Here is an 18,409-nt window from a genome sequence, read left to right on the forward strand (position 1 = left end):
CGTTCCTTTTATACGATTGGCTGATGGACAGTGACTAATTTCGAGCCATCAGGAAAAGTTGCTTCGACCTGAACCTCAGCAATCATTTCTGGCACACCATCCATCACATCTTCGCGCTTTAATAAAGTTGTTCCGTAATGCATCAAGTCACTCACCGTCATACCGTCCCGCGCTCCTTCAAGCAAAGCAGCAGAAATAAAAGCAATAGCTTCCGGATAATTTAGCTTTAAGCCGCGAGCTTTACGGCGCTCAGCGACTAGCCCTGCGGTAAAAATAAGTAATTTATCTTTTTCTGTTGGATTGAGTTCCATATCTCTTTCCTAAATAGCATCTAACTTTCTTTAAGCAAAATACGTGCTCAAAAGCAGCATACTTGTTTTAATCGTTTTTTAAATACGCAATTTAACGTAACTTAGGTTCTCCAGATTCTTGGGAATTCTTCATCTAAATCAAACCAATAACGTCTTAATCTTGCTCTTATTGCCGCAAATGCATCATGGCAATGTCGGACATCACTTCCCAAAAAACGCGCACAAACTACATCATCTAATAATGTTAAAGTTACAGGTGCTTGCATACGCATCATCAATTCGCGAATGAGTTCGAGCTGTTGTTCTAAATAAAATGAAGACCGATATTTCTCAGGTGCAACGGCCCAAAAACTTCCCATTACGGCTTGATTATTCATACCTAAACACGAACCAAGCCAACGATCTTCACCTTCAAAAAACAATGTATCTGCAACCAATAATTTTTGTTCTCGCCACAACTTAAACTGGTTGTGGTAGCTTCCCCGCACAAAACGTTCAGAACGTGCCTGCCGCCCGAGTACCAACATATCCCAGCCAATAAAACTGGCAGCCTGGTCAAGATGAATATGAGTTTCTGAGTGTGCTAGAGCTCCGTCAAACAGCATCGTTTCTTGCGGAACCCACTCCAAAATAGACCGATCTCGCGCATGAAGATGAATATGCTGAAAAGCTTGCTTTCCATTGGTTTTGTACCACTTCCCCGCACCAGGAGTCGTTACAACCGCATGAGCTTGATCTTTGGTTTCAATTTGAAAAGTAAGATGGTCTCCTCCTGCGATTCCTGCTGGAGGATGTACAATAATGGCGTGACATATGCCTGTTTTTTCAGGCCAGAGCATTTTTTGCACCCTTACAGGGCCTTGATGCTTTCTATGACTCATTATGGTGCGCGAATTTTCAAAACAAAATCCAAGTTCTAATTGCGCATACCAAAATGGTGCTAAAGAGTTTTTTGAAAACGTTTGTACCTGATTCATTCTGGTTCATATGTTCAAAATAAGTGCTTAAAGTTATAAGCAAAATACGCACCAAATATAAAAATAAGCAAAATGATAAAATTAGATACAATTTTTTGATTTTAATGAGTTAAAAAACAATCAATGTCTAACATAAAACCACAGTAACTCACGGAATTATTTATACAATAGCGCCCACCGTTGCTTCCATACTTGCTCTCCATGAAACTTTTTTTCGTGTTAACGCCACTTGTCTTTTTAACCGGGTGTATTTTTGGCCAATCTAGCGAGGTCAAACGTGCAGAGAAAATTCTCCATAATTTTGAATGTAAAAATGTTGAGACAAGTCAGATTGCAACAAGCTCAATTAATTCTTACTACCAACAGTCTTTAGCAGTAAGCAAAGAAAAGGCGACTTCATATGTAGAGAGTTACAAGAATGGTGAAGAATTATTCGACATGCCGCTCGATGAAGTTTTAAAGCAACAATATCAGCTTTATAAATCAGCTTGTGATTCTTTGGGTGGAGTTTCTTCTCAACCTTAATATATAGAGGTATTCGCTAATTTTTTAATGGATACCTTTTTTTAATTTTTACATCCTCCCTTTTGGCTAAATTTTACTCACTTTACCTTTTGTTAAAATTAAATTACATACTTAAACTTTTATTAGGCTCTTATATTTCATAGCCTGTTTACTTGTTTTTTATTTATTTTCCGAGGTTTAGATCATCATGAAAAAAACATTATTATCAGTAGCACTCTTAAGTATCCTTCTTGCCGCTTGTAGCAAAAATGAAAATAAAGCCGACACAACAACTCAAGCATCCGCTCCAGCACAAACTACTGAAGCGAATAATAATGCTGTAGATAGCGCGCACACAGCGGAAAACTCACTCGATTGGGACGGCACATATAAAGGCACTCTCCCATGTGCAGACTGTGAAGGTATTAAAACCGAATTAGAACTTAAAGATGATAAAACCTATGAGCTGACTGAAACTTATATTGGTAAAGGCGATACGAACCCATTTGAAACCCATGGTACCTTTACTTTTGACAAAGATAATACTTCAGTTATTACCTTAGATGATAAAGGTCAAAACCGTAAATTCTTTATTGGTGAAAACACTGCAACTGCTTTAGATATGGAAGGTAAAAAAGTTGAAGGCTCTTTAGCTGAACACTATGTTTTGAAAAAATAATTTTTAATAATTAAAAAAAACCCGCTCATTTGAGCGGGTTTTTTGATGAATCAATTCTTAGTGAGCTGCGAATTGGTTCATTGTGTTTTTAGCATCATCATGTGCTTTAAGAGCGTTGTCACCAGAGAAGATTTCTTTGTGATCATCACCGATGTCTGAACCCGCCATTGCTTGGTGTTTAACACAAGCGATACCACCGCGGATTTCTTTACGTTGTACGCCAGCAACATAAGCCAACATACCTTCAGAACCGAAGTAACCTTGTGCAAGCTCATGAGTAGAAAGAGCAGCAGTGTGGTAAGTCGGAAGTGTGATCAAGTGATGGAACACACCTGCTTCGCGAGAAGCATCTGCTTGGAAAGTACGGATCTTGTCATCAGCATCAGCAGCTAATTCAGTGTTGTCATATTCAGCACTCATTAATTTAGCGCGGTCATATGCAGAAACGTCTTTACCTTCAGCAACCCAACGGTCGTAAGCTTGTTGACGGAAGTTTAAAGTCCAGTTGAATGATGGGCTGTTGTTATAAACAAGTTTAGCATTTGGAACAACTTCTTTAACACGGTTAACCATGTGTGCGATTTCTTCTACGTTTGGAGTCGCAGTTTCGATCCAAAGAAGGTCAGCACCATTTTGTAAGCTAGACACACAGTCAAGTACAACACGGTCAATTTGAGTGTCAGCACGGAACTGGTATAAGCCAGAAGGTAAACGCTTAGGACGGTGTAATTTACCATCACGCTTGATTAAGATTTCATCTTCTTGAGCATCAGCAATATCAATTTCTTGAGTATCTAAGTAGCTGATGTATTGAGAAGCGATGTCACCTGGCTCTTTAACCACTGGGATTTTTTGAGTCAAGTCAGCGCCTTCAGAGTCAGTACGCGCAACAATGATACCTTCTTCAAGACCCATTTCTAAGAATGCATAACGTAATGCATGGATCTTAGCGATGAAGTCTTCGTGTGGAACAGTTACTTTACCAGCTTGGTGACCACATTGTTTAGCATCAGATACTTGGTTTTCGATTTGAAGCGCACAAGCACCAGCTTCGATCATTTTCTTAGCAAGTAAGTAAGTTGCTTCTTCGTTACCGAAACCAGCATCGATGTCCGCAATAATTGGCACAACGTGAGTTTCAAAGTTATCGATTTGAGCTGTGATTTCAGCTGCTTTAGCAGTATCACCAGCTTCTTGTGCTTTTTTAAGTGCACGGAATAAATCGTTTAATTCTTTTGCGTCAGCTTGACGTAAGAAAGTATAGATTTCTTCGATCAATGCAGGAACAGAAGTTTTCTCGTGCATAGATTGGTCAGGAAGTGGACCAAATTCAGAACGAAGAGCAGCAACCATCCAACCAGAAAGGTAGATATAACGTTTGCTTGTAGTACCGAAATATTTTTTGTTCGCAATCATTTTTTGTTGTGCGATGAAACCATGCCAGCAACCTAATGATTGAGTGTATTTGCTTGAGTCAGCATCGTATTCAGCCATATCACGACGCATAATCGCAGCTGTATACTTAGCAATATCTAAACCAGTTTTGAAACGGTTTTGAAGTTGCATACGAGCAGCATCTTCTGGGCTAATGTCTGCCCAAGTGTTGCCGAATTTTGCTTTTAATTGACGTACTGCATCAATCGCTGTTTGATATGTAGTCATGATATTGTCCTGTATTCATTTTAGGATTTCATCGATCGAAGCCTAGAGTCACGTTACTTAAATTTCTTATGACACCAGCTGCTTCATCATGAGCACAGCTTAGACTTAGCCAATCAATTAATCCAATATCCTTTGTTAATCTTCAGTATTTATTTAAAAAATATACCAATAAATCGATATTATAGATAAAACTAAAAACCTTAACACTCTGTTTATAAAAATAAAATTATCCTAAAGGAGTATAGAGTTTTATTCTAAAAACTTAGTAAGTCTTATTTTTATACAATTTTTGGAGATTTTCCACTCATTTTTAAATCTAAAAGTCAATTGTAAATTAGGTTATTTTTGCCAATGCAAAAAGTCAATTGATATGCTAGAAATTGAAGATATTTTCATAAATAAAGTGAATTTATATTTACTCGCCTTGAAATAAGGCAAATACAATAAACATATGGCCTTAAAGCCCTTCTCTCTCCTACTTAATTCCTACAAAAAATGTCGCTTTTCTCATCATTTTTTCACACAATAGTTATTAAATATGGCATAATTTGAAACAATTTCAGGGTTTTATTTTCGGTATTTTTTTTATGAATCTGGAGCGAGTAGATCTTAATCTATTAATATATCTTGATGTACTTCTTCGTGAAAAAAATGTTACACGCGCAGCCGAACAGCTTGGGGTAACTCAGCCTGCAATGAGTAATATTTTACGTCGTTTACGTAATTTATTTAATGATCCGCTTCTTATCCGTTCTTCTGAAGGGATGACTCCAACAGAACGTGCACTTGAATTACAACCTCGTATTCGTGATGCCCTTTCTGATCTTTCCATGATTTTGGAACCCCGTACCGAATTCCGCCCTTATACAAGTAATCGCGTTTTCCGCATTATGACATCTGACTATGCCGAGGCAACTTTAGTCCCGCGCCTTGTCAAAGCTCTACGCTCTGAAGCTCCAAATGTTGTACTCGACTTTCTTACACCAAGTGATGTGTCTTATAGAGACATGGAACAAGGTAAAGTTGATCTTGCGATTAATAGATTTAATGAAATACCGCAAAGTTTCCACCAAGTTTTAGTTTGGCGTGATAGTTTCAGCTGTATCCTTAATGACAAACACCCTGCTGTAACTCATTTGAACCTCAAAAGTTATTTAGATGCACAACATATCTGGGTTTCTAAAACAGGTATGGGCGTAGGTTTTGGTGTAAATCCAGATAAACAAGGCGGTTTAGGCTGGATTGATCAGGCATTAGAACGTATTGGTCAACGTCGTAAAATTTCTGTATTTACCCGTCACTACCAAATGCCAGCATTACTTGCTCAAAATGTTGACTTGATTGCCACCCTTCCAACTCGAATGGCACGCCTACAAACTCAAAATCCTAAACTGGTTATAAAGGATCCTCCTTTTTATATTCCAGAATTTGAACTCAAAATGGCTTGGTGTCCGTTATTACATCATCATCCTGCTCATCGCTGGTTACGCCAACTTATTCTATTTGTTGCTCGTCAAATGATTGAAGAAGAAAACCGTGAATTTCTAACCAACAATTCACAATTTTCTCACTATTAAATAAATTTTAATTTAATTGTCGATTTTAGACATTATCTTCAAGCGCTGAGCAATCAATCTGATTACCTCAGCGCTTTTTTGTGTTAAAACATAGTCATAATAATGATGAACCTCGGGTGATTTGTGAGTCTCTTTCAAAATATCATTATCATCGCACTGCTCATCATCGCAGCAGGCTTTTTATCTTTAACTGAAATTGCATTGGCTGGTGCCAGAAAAGTAAAGTTAAAAATTTTAGCCGAAGCTGGCGAAGAACGTGCCCAACAAGTACTTGATCTACAAGAACAATCTGCTGATTTTTTTGCAGCTTCTCAAATTGGCTTAAATGCTGTGGCTATTTTAGGCGGTATTTTGGGTGAAGCTGCTTTTCGTCCCTTTTTTGTCACACTCGTCGACCGTTTTTATGAAGGTCCTTGGACACAGACTATTGGTTTTGCCCTCTCCTTCACCTTAGTAACTTCTCTATTTATTTTATTCGCCGATCTCATGCCAAAGCGTCTGGCCATGATCGCACCTGAAAAAATTGCGATTAGCGTTATTAACCCAATTCAAGTTTTTATTAAGGTGTGTAAGCCCTTAGCTTGGGGAATAAATGCAATTGCCAACTTGCTATTTCGCTTATTTAAAGTGAATACAACACGAGAAGATAATATTACTTTTGATGATATTTCAGCAGTTATGGATGCAGGTGCACAAGCTGGCGTACTTCAAAAACAAGAACATCACTTTATCGAAAACGTTTTTGAACTAGAAGAACGTACCGTACCATCAAGCATGACCACACGCGAAAACGTCGTTTATTTCACCTTAAATGAACATGAAGACAGTATTCGTCAAAAATTAGCAGAATATCCTTATTCAAAATTTTTAGTATGTAATGAAAATATTGATCAGGTCATTGGTTATGTTGATGCTAAAGATTTTTTGGTGCGCATTTTAAACAATCAATCTCCAACACAATTGAATGAAACAACCATTCGTACTGTCCTGATGATTCCTGACACCCTAACTCTCTCGGAATTACTTGATCGTTTCCGCTCTACAAAAGAGAAATTTGCGGTGGTCATAAATGAATATGCACTTGTTGTAGGGGTAATCACCTTGAGTGACATTATGATTACAGTTATGGGAGACTGGGTTACTCCTATCGAAGAAGAGCAACAAATCATTAAACGTGATAATAACTCTTGGTTGATTGATGGCAGTACACCAATTGATGACCTAAGACATGCACTTGAAATTGATGAAATGCCTGATGAAGAAAACTATGAGACGCTTGCAGGCTTCATGATGTATCGTCTACGAAAAATTCCACGTCCAGCAGATTTTGTAGAATTTGGTGGATATAAATTTGAAGTCGTCGATGTCGACCACTTTAAAATTGACCAACTTCTTGTTACTCGAATTTTAGAACAAACCGAAGTACACTCATCAATTGATGAAAATTAAATTATATTATTTAAATACCCCACAATTTTAGATGGGGTATTTTTTTAATCTAAATAAATTTTTTAAATATAAGTAATAATTATTTTAGATCTATTTATTCAATTTGCTCTTTTAACTTAAAAGTATTATTATTTTATTTATCACTCTTATTAAAGCTTAAATACTGAAAAATAATAGAATAATCCACATATCTCAATAACTACAAAATACTTAAGTCCCCCTTTACATTGTAAATAAGCTTATATATCTTGACTTAAAGTATAGTTTTAAATGGTTCTTCTTCTCATTTCACTCATCAAAATATATATAATTAAAAAAAATGCCATATAATTTTTATATTTATATAACCTTTATATCATTTTATAATAGTATTTATTTATTATAATACCACTATAATGTTAATATATATGTTCAGTATTTCGCCTATATATACCCTTTTAAATGAATATATATTAACCAAATAAACTAAATATATTATTTGTCTTTTTAATAAAAATTAATAAGAATAACCAAGGTCAGAGTTTTGAATAAACTTGTTCAGTAAAACTATAGGCAAAGGATTGATTGTATGCTGACATTACTTGGTGTTGGCATGATTTTGTGCTTCATGTACTTAATCATGTCCAAACGTTTAAGCCCTATTATTGCTTTAATTCTCATCCCATTTATTTTTTCTCTCATTGCCTGGGGCCTAGGTCATTATTTTGAAAGTTTGAGTCATATTGAACTCAAAGGTCTCAGTGAGATGATGCTAGATGGCATCAAAAAATTAGCGCCAACTGGCGTAATGCTTTTATTTGCAATTTTATATTTTGCCTTAATGATCGATGCAGGTCTCTTCGATCCACCAGTCAAATGGATTTTGAAAAAAGTTAAAGGTGATCCTTTAAAAATTACATTAGGAACCGTGTTTCTAACCACAATGGTTTCTTTAGATGGTGATGGTTCAACAACCTATATGATTTGTGTGGCAGCAATGCTTCCACTTTATCAACGTTTAGGTATGAACACCCTGATCATGACAGCTCTTATGCTACTCTGTAGTGGTGTGATGAACTTAACACCATGGGGTGGCCCGACTGCTCGTGCTGCGAGTGCCCTTCAAGTTGATCCGAGCCATATTTTCGTACCAATGATCCTTCCTATGGTCATTAGTATTGGCTGGTTATTCTTCTTGGCATACCTATATGGTCGCTATGAACAAAAACGTTTAGGCGTGATCGAGCTTGAAACTCATCATGGTGACAATATTACAGTATCTAAAGATCCTGAAGCGACGCGCCCACATTTACGTAAAGTGAATATGGTGTTGACCATTATTCTCATGATTGCATTAATCAAAGGCATTTTGCCGATGTCAGTGTTATTCATGCTAGCGTTCTGTATTGCAATGCTCATTAACTACCCTAATGTTGATATGCAGAAAAAACGTATTGCAATGCATGCAGATAGTGTTTTAGCTGTCGTAGGCTTAATTTTCGCTGCGGGGATTTTCACAGGTATTTTATCTGGTACAGGTATGGTTGAGGCGATGTCTAAAGAGTTCGTCGCAATGATTCCTCCAAGCATGGGTCCATACTTGGCTCCGATTACCGCGCTAGTCAGCATGCCTTTGACCTTCTTTATGTCAAATGATGCATTCTTCTATGGTGTATTACCAATTCTTGCTGAGGCTGCTTCACATTATGGTATTAGTCCAGAAGCGATTGCTCGTGCATCAATTGTAGGCCAACCAGTACACTTACTATCACCTCTTGTTCCATCAACCTATTTGTTATGTGGCCTTGCAAAAGTTGATTTTGCAGACCATCAAAAATTCACTCTCAAGTGGGCATTTATAACATGTATGGTTTTGATGGGGACAGCATTAGTGATTGGCGTTTTCCCACTTTTTAGTACGATGTAATTCTGCTCTACTATAAAAATAAAAGCCCCTATCGGGGCTTTTATTTTTATTTATTTATATACTCAATCATGGCGTCTAAGAACGCATGAAAGTGCAAGCTAATATCTTCTTCTAAAATTTTATAGGCATTATCAAATTGTACCATTGGCCAGCCTTCTTTCCAAAATGGAAAGATGTCATGTAAGTCATGAGTAACTATTGCATCTTCTCGAACAATGGCTTGTGAAATCTGTGCCAAAACTTGTGCTGTTTCTGCACCATCAATAGCTAAATAATCAATACCACGCGCTTTTAAAATACGAATTCGATCTTTTTTATAGCGAATTTTTTTAGCTTGAGCTGGATTTAAACCTAATGCAAGAGTAACTGCCTCTACAAACTTCTCTTCAAAATTTGTATTTAGTGCCACTAAAGCTTGTTTATGTGCTTCCTGACGTCCTGCTTTTCCCCCGTTACGGATGATCTCATTTGCTTCCGTATCTAGCTTATCTTTTTTCATCGACTGTAAAATGTCTAAAATTTCGATATCGCTTAAAGATTCAGGAGATTGCTCAAACATAGGAGTCCTTATACATACAACTAAAGGCGTATTCTCTCATAAAAGCGATACTAAAGCAGAGTAAAATTTTAAATAGCCTATTATCTTGGCTATTTTTGTAGGTTTAACCTCAGAAATTACACTCATAAAATCAGATAATTCTTTGGTTAGGATGTTTACTATTTGCTAAATTAATTTTACCCTGATAATATTATTTTACCCTGATAGAATTATACAGCTAAAATGAATACTAAAATCACCTATACCGCTTTCACTGGAAGCACGCTTATTGCGAGTGAATCTCTTATTGAACTTGCAAAAAAACTCAAAGATCTTTCGAAAACAACGGAAAATATTCTGATTTTTAATGATCAAACAGGTCAACAAATTGATCTTGATCTTTCTGGCTCAGAACAAGAATTGCAACAACGTTATGCTGAGCCAGAAGAAATTAAAAAAGTTGGACGACCCAAACTTGGAGTAATTTCGCGTGAAATCACTTTACAGAAAAAACATTGGGATTGGTTAGATCAACAAAGTGCGAGTGCATCAGCAGTAATTCGTAAGTTAATTGATAGAGAGTTAAATAACCCAAATTCTGAAGGTAATATTATGCTCACCAAACAAGCCATCGACCGTTTTATGTCTGCCATGTTAGGCAATATGCCAAATTATGAGGAAGCAACACGCGCCTTATATCAAGGCGATCGAGATATATTTTTAAAGATGATTCAGAGCTATCCTAAAGATTTAAGAGAATATTTAACTTTAAAAGCTCAAAATGTTTTCTAAACTCAATAAAAAAACCCGCTTACGCGGGTTTTTCAAAATCAATTCAGTCTATTAAAGACGAACCAATTCCACGATTTTCTCTACTGCTTCTTCTACCGTTTCAGCAGTAACTTCTGTATCTGTGCCATCCACAGCCGTAGTGATAACCACAACGCCTGTCTCACGCAATAAAGTAATTTGCTCAGCTGTTAAGCTTGCTTTCGCGATCGCAACTACACCTTGCTGAATCAGCAAACTTTCTAAAGCTTGAGCTTTTTCAATTAATTGTGCAGAAACACCAATAACAGCAGGTTTTTGACCTAAACGAGCAGCACGATCTTCAGCAGTAACAGGATTGCTATGAACCGTCCACTCTACCGCCGCTTCCACCATACCTGCACCAACAGTTACGTTGCTTAAGCGGTCAATAAAAATGAATGAACCTGTATAACGAGAATCTTGATATTGATCAAATACAACCGGCGCATCAAACTCAACCACCACATCTGCAATTGCATTTAGCTCAAGTTCTTCCACATGCGTGTGTTCAAGTGTATTCACATTTACACGGTAGTGGATATTAGTGACTTTAGCAGGAACAGTCTGGGTACCAATCTTAACGTTGTACAACTTACCTTTCACAAGCGGATGTTCATTCATCCATACCACTGAAGCACGAACACTACGTGAAATTAATGGTTGCTCACCAGCACGTACCAGAACGTTACCACGGCTAATATCAATTTCATCATTCAGAGTCAATGTAACCGCTTGACCTGCTACAGCTTGCTCAAGGATTCCATCAAAAGTAACGATTTCTTTAACTGTTGAACGCTTACCTGATGGAAGTGCAACAATCTCATCACCAACGTTGATTTCACCTAAAGCAATCGTACCCGCAAAACCACGGAAATCAAGGTTTGGACGATTTACATACTGAACCGGGAAACGGAATTCGTGTTTATTCGATTCACGACTAATTTCCACCGATTCAAGAATGCTCATTAAAGTTTGACCTTTGTACCAAGGCGTATGAGCTGATGGATTTACAACGTTATCGCCATTTAAAGCAGAGATTGGTACAAACTGAATATTAGCTGGACGACGATCACCCAATTGGCTTACGAAAGCATCATATTCAATCTGAATTTCAGTAAAACGTTCAGGCGAATACTCAACTAAGTCCATTTTATTAATGGCAACAACAATATTCTTAATACCAAGCAAACTTGCAATAAACGTATGACGACGAGTTTGAGTTTGTACACCATAACGCGCATCAATCAAAATGATTGCCAAGTCGGCAGTTGACGCACCTGTTGCCATGTTACGGGTATATTGTTCATGCCCGGGGGTATCCGCAATAATAAACTTACGTTTTTCTGTTGAGAAATAACGATAAGCTACGTCAATGGTAATACCTTGTTCACGTTCCGCTTGCAGTCCATCTACCAGCAATGCCAAATCTGGTGCATCACCCGTAGTTCCTACTTTTTTACTGTCACGTGTCACTGCTTGCAACTGATCTTCATAAATCAATTTTGAATCGTAAAGTAAACGCCCAATAAGCGTACTTTTACCATCATCTACGTTACCGCAAGTCAAAAAGCGTAGAAGGTCTTTTTGTTCATGTTGCTTTAAATAGGCCAAGATATCTTGACTGATTAATTCTGATTGATGAGACATTGCTCAAACTCCACAAATTTAGAAATTGTCTTAGAAATAGCCTTCTTGCTTTTTCTTTTCCATTGAGCCCGCTTCATCATGGTCAATCATACGACCTTGACGCTCAGAACTCGTGGCTAAAAGCATCTCTTGGATAATTTCAGGTAACGTATCTGCTTCAGACTCAACTGCACCAGTTAACGGGTAACAGCCAAGCGTACGGAAACGTACAGACTTCATCTGTGGAACTTCACCCTCTTTTAAACGCATACGCTCATCATCAACCATGATTAACGTACCGCTACGCTCTACTACTGGACGAACAGCAGAGAAATAAAGAGGAACGATTTGAATATTTTCTAAATAGATATATTGCCAGATATCTAACTCAGTCCAGTTAGATAAAGGGAATACACGAATACTTTCACCTTTGTTCACTTTACCATTGTAAAGATTCCAAAGTTCAGGACGCTGGTTTTTAGGGTCCCAACGGTGTTTGCTATCGCGGAATGAATACACACGCTCTTTTGCACGTGATTTTTCTTCATCACGACGTGCACCACCAAAAGCAGCATCAAATTGATATTTATCCAAAGCCTGTTTTAAAGCTTGGGTTTTCATAATATCGGTATATTTTGAACTACCATGATCAAATGGGTTGATCCCAGCTTCACGGCCTTCTTTGTTCTGATGAACAATTAAGTCAAAACCATGAGTTTTTGCCATGTTATCGCGAAACGCGATCATGTCTTTAAATTTCCAACCCGTATCTACATGTAATAATGGGAATGGAAGTTTAGCTGGATAAAATGCTTTTAACGCAAGATGAAGCATAACAGCAGAGTCTTTACCAATCGAGTAAAGCATGACTGGATTTTCAAATTCCGCAGCAACCTCACGAATAATGTGAATACTTTCAGCCTCAAGTTGCTTGAGATGTGTGAGTCTTGATTCAGTCATGAACACGTCCTTCTCTATCCATTTTGCCCATAAAATCTAGAAGTAGTATTAAACCACCACCTAGAAGACCATGTGGAGGAACGAGTGCCATAACAACTCCAATTTTTCGTGATAGATAATCCAACCACAAGCCTTTATATGGCTTATAGCATTAGTTATGCATTATAGTGATTTAAAACCGATTCCTTTTGCTTGTTTTTTCATATTGATATTCGATTTAATCATATACATGTAATATGCTGATTCACTTATACAACTTTGTAATCCTAGCTTGTGTAGTCGACTTAAGCAAATCATGTTCTAGTCTTTAGATTTCTTTAAAAACCATAAAAAAAGAGAAGCATTAATCGCTTCTCTTTTCTAAAACATGATCTAATCTTAGAAACCAAACATTTTACGTTCTAATGGAATTTCAATACCAATAGATGCACCTGCATCATTGCCTTCCAAATCAGAATCACTTACCCATCCATTAATTTTTAATGGAAGATCAGGTTTGATGAAATGTGTCCAAGTTAAATCAAGTGCTTTAATTTCATCATCTTTAGGAAATGCTTTATTGATTGCCAAATTAGATTGGTTAACTTTAACTACCATAGCACGACCACTTAAACGGTTCATGACATCAAAGCGGATATCACCACCCACTGAATACATTTGTCCGTCACCACCCATCGCGTGTCCTAACGGGAAACCATGTTGATAATAACCATCTTTATAAATGTAATGATTATAAGAAATGCCTTTTACATCACCATTGGTTCGTGTATCAGCCCATTCCGCATAAAGTTGATATGGCATGTCATTATAGCTTGATGAATAATCCACACCAGCTAAATACATTTTCTTAGAAGGAAGTAGTCCAGCTTCATCCTCGCCTACATATTGACCATAAATACCAACAGGAGCATTTATAAGAGATTGTAGATTTAAACGAGCATCAAAACCTGCGATTTGGTTAGATCTATCTTCAGCTGCGTCATAAACATTATCATTACCCTTGATCGCATTCCATAGAGAATCCCAACTTTCAGAGCGACCTTCACCACCCCATTGTAAAGTTCGAGAAGCACCTAGCTCTAAATATGGTAATGGCTGTGCAGTTATGCGTAGACCTAATAATTTAGCATCTGGAATTGCTTTATAATCATCTAATTGACCAGCAAATGCTTGATATTGCCAAGGCCCAATCCAAGACAACCATTTTGTTTCAAAAGCATTTTGTACAGCACGTTGTGCAGTCACACCATAAACTGGGCGACTCGCATCACCACGAATTAAGCTACCATCATGGCCAGGACCCCACCATGTTGGAATTTGACCTGCAACTATCCACTGATTCCAAAGTTTACCAGCGACATATGAACCTTCAACATTAACGTCTTGTCCATTATCAATTTGCGGATCTTTTTCTGCATTTACACGGATTTTTGCATCCCAGTTTTCGCCACCAGCATTAAACTCTAACGAACCTTGATATTGAGCTTTTTGATTATCCCCAAATGCTTGAGGAATATTTTTTATATCAGTTTCAGCAAAAGCCCCCACTTTAACTGTGTTGTTATCTGCTTTTAATGCATTAAGAACTGAATTAATAACTTTTTGTTGAGCTGGATGAGATACTTTTGCCTGAGAAAGTGCTCGCTGTATTTCATCCCCACTTAATGGCCAAGTTGAGGTGCTAATACTGATAACACCTTGTTGGTTCAACCAATTTAAGTCAGTACGTAAATCTTCATTATTTAGCACTAAACCTTGTGCAAAAATAGCGGATGAAGCGGTTGCCAATATTGCGATCGAAAGTGTTCTTTTTAGAAACATGCCAGCACAATTCTCAAAGTTATTTATGAGCAACACCTTAAATTTTTTATCACAAATTTGCAATTGTTAAACTGTGCAATTACATTTTTTAACGCTATTTTAAGATACGTATAAGTAGGTAAGTTTCTAGATATAAAAGGTAATAAAAAAGGCAGTATAAATACTGCCTTTTTTACCTCAGAAGATTAACCTTCTTTACGGCGCATATGCGGGAATAAAATTACATCACGGATACTTGGGGCGTCAGCAAATAACATAACCAAACGGTCGATACCGATACCTTCACCTGCTGTTGGAGGTAAACCATATTCAAGCGCTTCTACAAACTCTGCATCATAATGCATTGCTTCATCATCACCAGCATCTTTTTCAGCAACTTGCGCTTGGAAACGCTCAGCTTGATCGATTGGGTCATTTAACTCACTGAAGCCATTTGCTAATTCACGACCACCGATGAAGAATTCAAAACGATCTGTAACATGTGGATTGTCATCATTACGACGCGCCAATGGAGAAGTTTCCGCTGGATAATCAGTAATAAATGTTGGTTGACGAAGTTTAGTCTCAACAGTTTCTTCAAATACAATCGTTTGAAGCTTACCTAAACCAAAACCAGGCTTAACTTCTTCTTTCAACTCTTCACGAATAAATTTTGCAAGAAACTCGCGATCACCTACATTTTCCGGTGTGAACTGCGGGTTATTCTCTAAAATCGCATCGAACATAGAGATTTTTTTGAATGGTCCTTTGAAGCTAAACACTTCACCTTGGTAAGGAACATCAGTTGTACCTAGAATATCCAAAGCCAACTTTTCAAGCATATTTTCAGTCAATGCCATTAAGTCTTTATAATCAGCATATGCCTGATAAAACTCGATCATTGTGAATTCAGGGTTATGACGTGTTGATACCCCTTCATTACGGAAGTTACGGTTGATTTCAAAAACACGCTCAAAACCACCAACAACTAAACGCTTCAAATAAAGTTCAGGCGCAATACGTAAGAATAAAGGCATATCCAAAGCATTGTGATGTGTTTCGAATGGACGTGCAGAAGCACCACCTGGAATCACATGCATCATTGGCGTTTCAACTTCCATGAAACGTTCATTGTTTAAGAATGCTCGAATACCTGCAACAACTTTGGCACGGATTTCAAAAGTCTTACGTGTTTCTTCATTCACAATTAAGTCAAGGTAGCGTTTACGGTACTTAACTTCTGTGTCATTTAAGCCATGAAATTTATCTGGTAACGGACGAAGAGATTTTGTAAGAAGTTCAAAACCTTCAAGATGAACATATAAGTCCCCTTTGCCTGAACGTCCGATATAACCTTCGGCAGCAATGATGTCACCAAGATCCAAACCTTTAATGGTCTCAAGAATATCTTTTGGTAAACCTTTACGGTCAACATATAACTGAATACGACCTGTCATGTCTTGAATTACCATGAAAGAACCACGGTTTAACATGACACGGCCAGCCACTTTTACATAGACATGCTCAGCGCTTTCAATTTGTTCTTTTGACTGATCTTTAAATTGTTCTTGTAGATCAGCTGCGTAATGTTCACGCTTAAAAGTATTTGGCCAAGGACTCTTTCCAGTTTCCTTCGCAACATCTTGGATTTGCTTTAATTTGGCATGACGCTGTGCAATTAAATCGTTTTCGGAAATAGTTGGTTCAGAAGTCGATTGAGCGTTTTGTTGCGTCATCTCTGCCTCGATTAAGTAAAAATGAAGTGGCATAGCTTAACAGATTGCAGGAGTTTTTCGAATGATTTCAATCAAACAAAAATGAAAAAAGACAATTTATGGAAACGAGCAGTACTTTTTAAAGGCAAAATAGACTTAGACCAATCGCTAAGATCATTTTTTAAAGCATTTAGTAAAATATAAAAAAATCCAAATAACCTCGATATTCAAAGGCCTTATTTGCCTTTTATTTTATCAATGAGATTGTGTCGTAAATAATGAAAATTCTATTTTTACATGGCTTGGATTCTTCTCGTGAATCGACAAAGTTCCACGCCATTTTGCATCCACATAAGTTTTGTATTGATGTTGATTATCGTAACTTAAGTTATGCATCTGTTGAGTACTTTTATCATCAGGCTATTCAAACCATCAAACCGGATTTACTGGTTGGCCACAGCCTTGGAGGTTATTGGGCCTTAAAAACCGCCGCTCAACATAAATTAGCTGTGATTGTGGCCAACCCAAGTCTTACGCCGAGTTTTCGACCTGACTACCCTCAACTATCAGAAGAGGAGCTCACCCTTTCTAATCCTAAAATGGCCTATTTAGAATTAGGAGATGAGCAACTTGATATGTATCAGGTACAACAAAAACTTGCACCCTACATGAATATTGAAACATTTGAAGGTGGACATCATCGCTTGGCCTATCCTTCTCGTATCAATGATTTGATTATGAAAATTTATAAAAAATATTTGGCTTAAATTAATGCAGATTGCCTATTTTTCTTCTGCTAATTTCTTGATTACATCAAATCCTTGAACGAAGCCACTTTTCAACATACCCATATATTCAGGTAAGGTGGCTAATTCGACTTTTAAAGTAGTTACATTATCGTGCTGACTCAAAAAATATTTTTCTAATGAACCACTCCAGCCTTTAACTTCTTCACTTTCTAAATCTTCCTTACCATCCTTAATCATTCCTAAATGTTTAAAAATCAAGATTTCTGGCTTTTTCAATTCTTCAATAGTGGAAACCATACCATTGCCTTCGCCATCTAAGAAATAAGTTTTACCACCAATTTGCCAATCGGTACGCATTGAGGAATCTGGGGCAAAAAATTTTGTCCAAGCATTATATGTCTCGCTATTCCAAAGTAATTCCCATACTTTCTCTATAGGCGCTTCAATCTCTACTTCATATTCTAAATTTTCCATATTTACTTCCCTGATTTATGCCGTTTTATGATGTCGACTTTTAATTTTCGCGTTTAATGATGACATCTGTTGAATCTTTATTTGTTGTTATTTAGCTTTCTTATTATATAAATCTTTTAAATGATCAGGCACTTTTTATTTCTCAATAATTTCAGGAACAACATTAAGTTTAAAATTAAAGCTAAGAATGTATTAGTTATTATTAGTTTATGCTCAAGTTTTGCCTAAAAAACCACTTATTTGTCCTAACCTGCCATTCATCTTTGCTTACGAATGATTAAACTCCGTTATTTGCTTTACATTAAATGTAGAACTGCGTAAAAATTTGATATCCGATCAAAGGCACATTGGTTATTATTGACCGGATCGTGGTTACATTATTAATAGATGGAATAGTTTTACTGAAAGGCAGCTTTGAGCAAACTTATCAGTGCGGAGAGTCTCATGAAAAAATATCAATGTATCGTTTGTGGATGGATTTACGATGAAGCAGAAGGTTGGCCACAAGACGGCATTGCAGCTGGAACAAAATGGGAAGATATCCCTGATGACTGGACTTGCCCTGATTGCGGCGTTTCAAAAGCTGACTTCGAAATGATCGAAATCTAATGATTTAAAGCAAAAGACCATGATTGACATGGTCTTTTTTACGAATATTCCCAATCACCGTAT

Annotated in this window: 18 protein-coding genes; 8 read left to right on the top strand and 10 right to left on the bottom strand. The window is 37.1% G+C overall.

Annotation, left to right across the window (positions count from 1 at the left end):
- Positions 1–8: 8 nt before the first annotated feature.
- Both ureA and SOI76_RS13395 read right to left on the bottom strand, forming a co-directional pair.
- Complete coding sequence (ureA, locus tag SOI76_RS13390; protein WP_002117495.1) at positions 9–311, bottom strand: urease subunit gamma; 303 nt, start codon at positions 309–311, stop codon at positions 9–11.
- 101 nt (positions 312–412) lie between these two features.
- The gene (locus SOI76_RS13395; RefSeq protein ID WP_205668391.1) at positions 413–1,288 is read right to left on the bottom strand and encodes an urease accessory protein UreD; all 876 of its coding nucleotides are present in this window, start codon (positions 1,286–1,288) and stop codon (positions 413–415) included.
- Positions 1,289–1,489: 201 nt separating this feature from the next.
- On the opposite strand from SOI76_RS13395, the gene SOI76_RS13400 reads away from it, so the two are divergent.
- Positions 1,490–1,813, top strand: a complete 324-nt coding sequence (locus SOI76_RS13400) for a hypothetical protein (protein ID WP_005070594.1) — start codon at positions 1,490–1,492, stop codon at positions 1,811–1,813.
- Between the two features lie 187 nt (positions 1,814–2,000).
- The gene (gene cutF, locus SOI76_RS13405) at positions 2,001–2,471 is read left to right on the top strand and encodes a copper resistance protein NlpE (RefSeq protein WP_032054893.1); all 471 of its coding nucleotides are present in this window, start codon (positions 2,001–2,003) and stop codon (positions 2,469–2,471) included.
- 57 nt (positions 2,472–2,528) lie between these two features.
- Here cutF and aceA read toward each other — a convergent pair whose 3' ends face one another.
- On the bottom strand, positions 2,529–4,133 hold the full coding sequence (gene aceA, locus SOI76_RS13410; RefSeq protein WP_002117581.1) for an isocitrate lyase: 1,605 nt from the start codon (positions 4,131–4,133) through the stop codon (positions 2,529–2,531).
- Between the two features lie 587 nt (positions 4,134–4,720).
- Here aceA and nahR point away from each other — a divergent pair.
- From nahR to citN, 3 genes are all read left to right on the top strand, one after another.
- Entirely contained in the window at positions 4,721–5,710 is a 990-nt protein-coding gene (gene nahR / locus SOI76_RS13415) for a LysR family transcriptional regulator (protein WP_004703082.1), read from the top strand.
- 123 nt (positions 5,711–5,833) lie between these two features.
- A complete protein-coding gene (ytfL, locus tag SOI76_RS13420) occupies positions 5,834–7,159 on the top strand; it encodes a hemolysin family protein (RefSeq protein ID WP_032054894.1) in 1,326 nt (441 codons plus the stop codon).
- Positions 7,160–7,727: 568 nt separating this feature from the next.
- Complete coding sequence (gene citN / locus SOI76_RS13425) at positions 7,728–9,065, top strand: CitMHS family transporter (protein WP_032054895.1); 1,338 nt, start codon at positions 7,728–7,730, stop codon at positions 9,063–9,065.
- Positions 9,066–9,111: 46 nt separating this feature from the next.
- On the opposite strand, the gene SOI76_RS13430 is transcribed toward citN, so the two are convergent.
- Positions 9,112–9,624, bottom strand: coding sequence for a hypothetical protein (locus SOI76_RS13430; RefSeq protein WP_057074120.1), 513 nt, complete (start codon positions 9,622–9,624; stop codon positions 9,112–9,114).
- 222 nt (positions 9,625–9,846) lie between these two features.
- Between SOI76_RS13430 and SOI76_RS13435 the strand changes: the two genes are divergently transcribed.
- On the top strand, positions 9,847–10,395 hold the full coding sequence (locus tag SOI76_RS13435; RefSeq protein ID WP_104079344.1) for a DUF2239 family protein: 549 nt from the start codon (positions 9,847–9,849) through the stop codon (positions 10,393–10,395).
- A gap of 51 nt (positions 10,396–10,446) precedes the next feature.
- Here SOI76_RS13435 and cysN read toward each other — a convergent pair whose 3' ends face one another.
- From cysN to lysS, 5 genes are all read right to left on the bottom strand, one after another.
- The gene (gene cysN / locus SOI76_RS13440; protein WP_104079343.1) at positions 10,447–12,060 is read right to left on the bottom strand and encodes a sulfate adenylyltransferase subunit CysN; all 1,614 of its coding nucleotides are present in this window, start codon (positions 12,058–12,060) and stop codon (positions 10,447–10,449) included.
- 30 nt (positions 12,061–12,090) lie between these two features.
- Positions 12,091–12,999 (bottom strand): sulfate adenylyltransferase subunit CysD, encoded by a 909-nt coding sequence (gene cysD / locus SOI76_RS13445; protein WP_000140408.1) that lies wholly within the window; start codon positions 12,997–12,999, stop codon positions 12,091–12,093.
- On the bottom strand, positions 12,992–13,123 hold the full coding sequence (locus SOI76_RS13450) for a hypothetical protein (RefSeq protein WP_002117520.1): 132 nt from the start codon (positions 13,121–13,123) through the stop codon (positions 12,992–12,994). The genes cysD and SOI76_RS13450 overlap by 8 nt, the downstream gene beginning before the upstream one ends.
- Positions 13,124–13,377: 254 nt before the next feature.
- Positions 13,378–14,820 carry a capsule assembly Wzi family protein gene (locus SOI76_RS13455; RefSeq protein WP_104079342.1) on the bottom strand — a complete coding sequence of 481 codons (1,443 nt, stop codon included), beginning with the start codon at positions 14,818–14,820 and terminating at the stop codon, positions 13,378–13,380.
- A gap of 185 nt (positions 14,821–15,005) precedes the next feature.
- Positions 15,006–16,535 carry a lysine--tRNA ligase gene (lysS, locus tag SOI76_RS13460; protein ID WP_002117806.1) on the bottom strand — a complete coding sequence of 510 codons (1,530 nt, stop codon included), beginning with the start codon at positions 16,533–16,535 and terminating at the stop codon, positions 15,006–15,008.
- Positions 16,536–16,792: 257 nt separating this feature from the next.
- Between lysS and SOI76_RS13465 the strand changes: the two genes are divergently transcribed.
- The gene (locus tag SOI76_RS13465) at positions 16,793–17,281 is read left to right on the top strand and encodes a YqiA/YcfP family alpha/beta fold hydrolase (RefSeq protein WP_032054900.1); all 489 of its coding nucleotides are present in this window, start codon (positions 16,793–16,795) and stop codon (positions 17,279–17,281) included.
- A gap of 15 nt (positions 17,282–17,296) precedes the next feature.
- Here the strand turns inward: SOI76_RS13465 and SOI76_RS13470 are convergent, their stop codons facing one another.
- Positions 17,297–17,737: an SRPBCC family protein gene (locus SOI76_RS13470; protein ID WP_032054901.1), complete on the bottom strand. Its 441-nt coding sequence runs from the start codon at positions 17,735–17,737 to the stop codon at positions 17,297–17,299.
- Between the two features lie 444 nt (positions 17,738–18,181).
- Between SOI76_RS13470 and rubA the strand changes: the two genes are divergently transcribed.
- Positions 18,182–18,346 carry a rubredoxin RubA gene (rubA, locus tag SOI76_RS13475; protein ID WP_000760495.1) on the top strand — a complete coding sequence of 55 codons (165 nt, stop codon included), beginning with the start codon at positions 18,182–18,184 and terminating at the stop codon, positions 18,344–18,346.
- The last annotated feature ends 63 nt before the right edge of the window (positions 18,347–18,409 follow it).

Origin of the sequence: Acinetobacter pittii, assembly GCF_034064985.1 — a bacterium.
GTDB classification, from domain to species: Bacteria; Pseudomonadota; Gammaproteobacteria; order Pseudomonadales; family Moraxellaceae; genus Acinetobacter; species Acinetobacter pittii_H.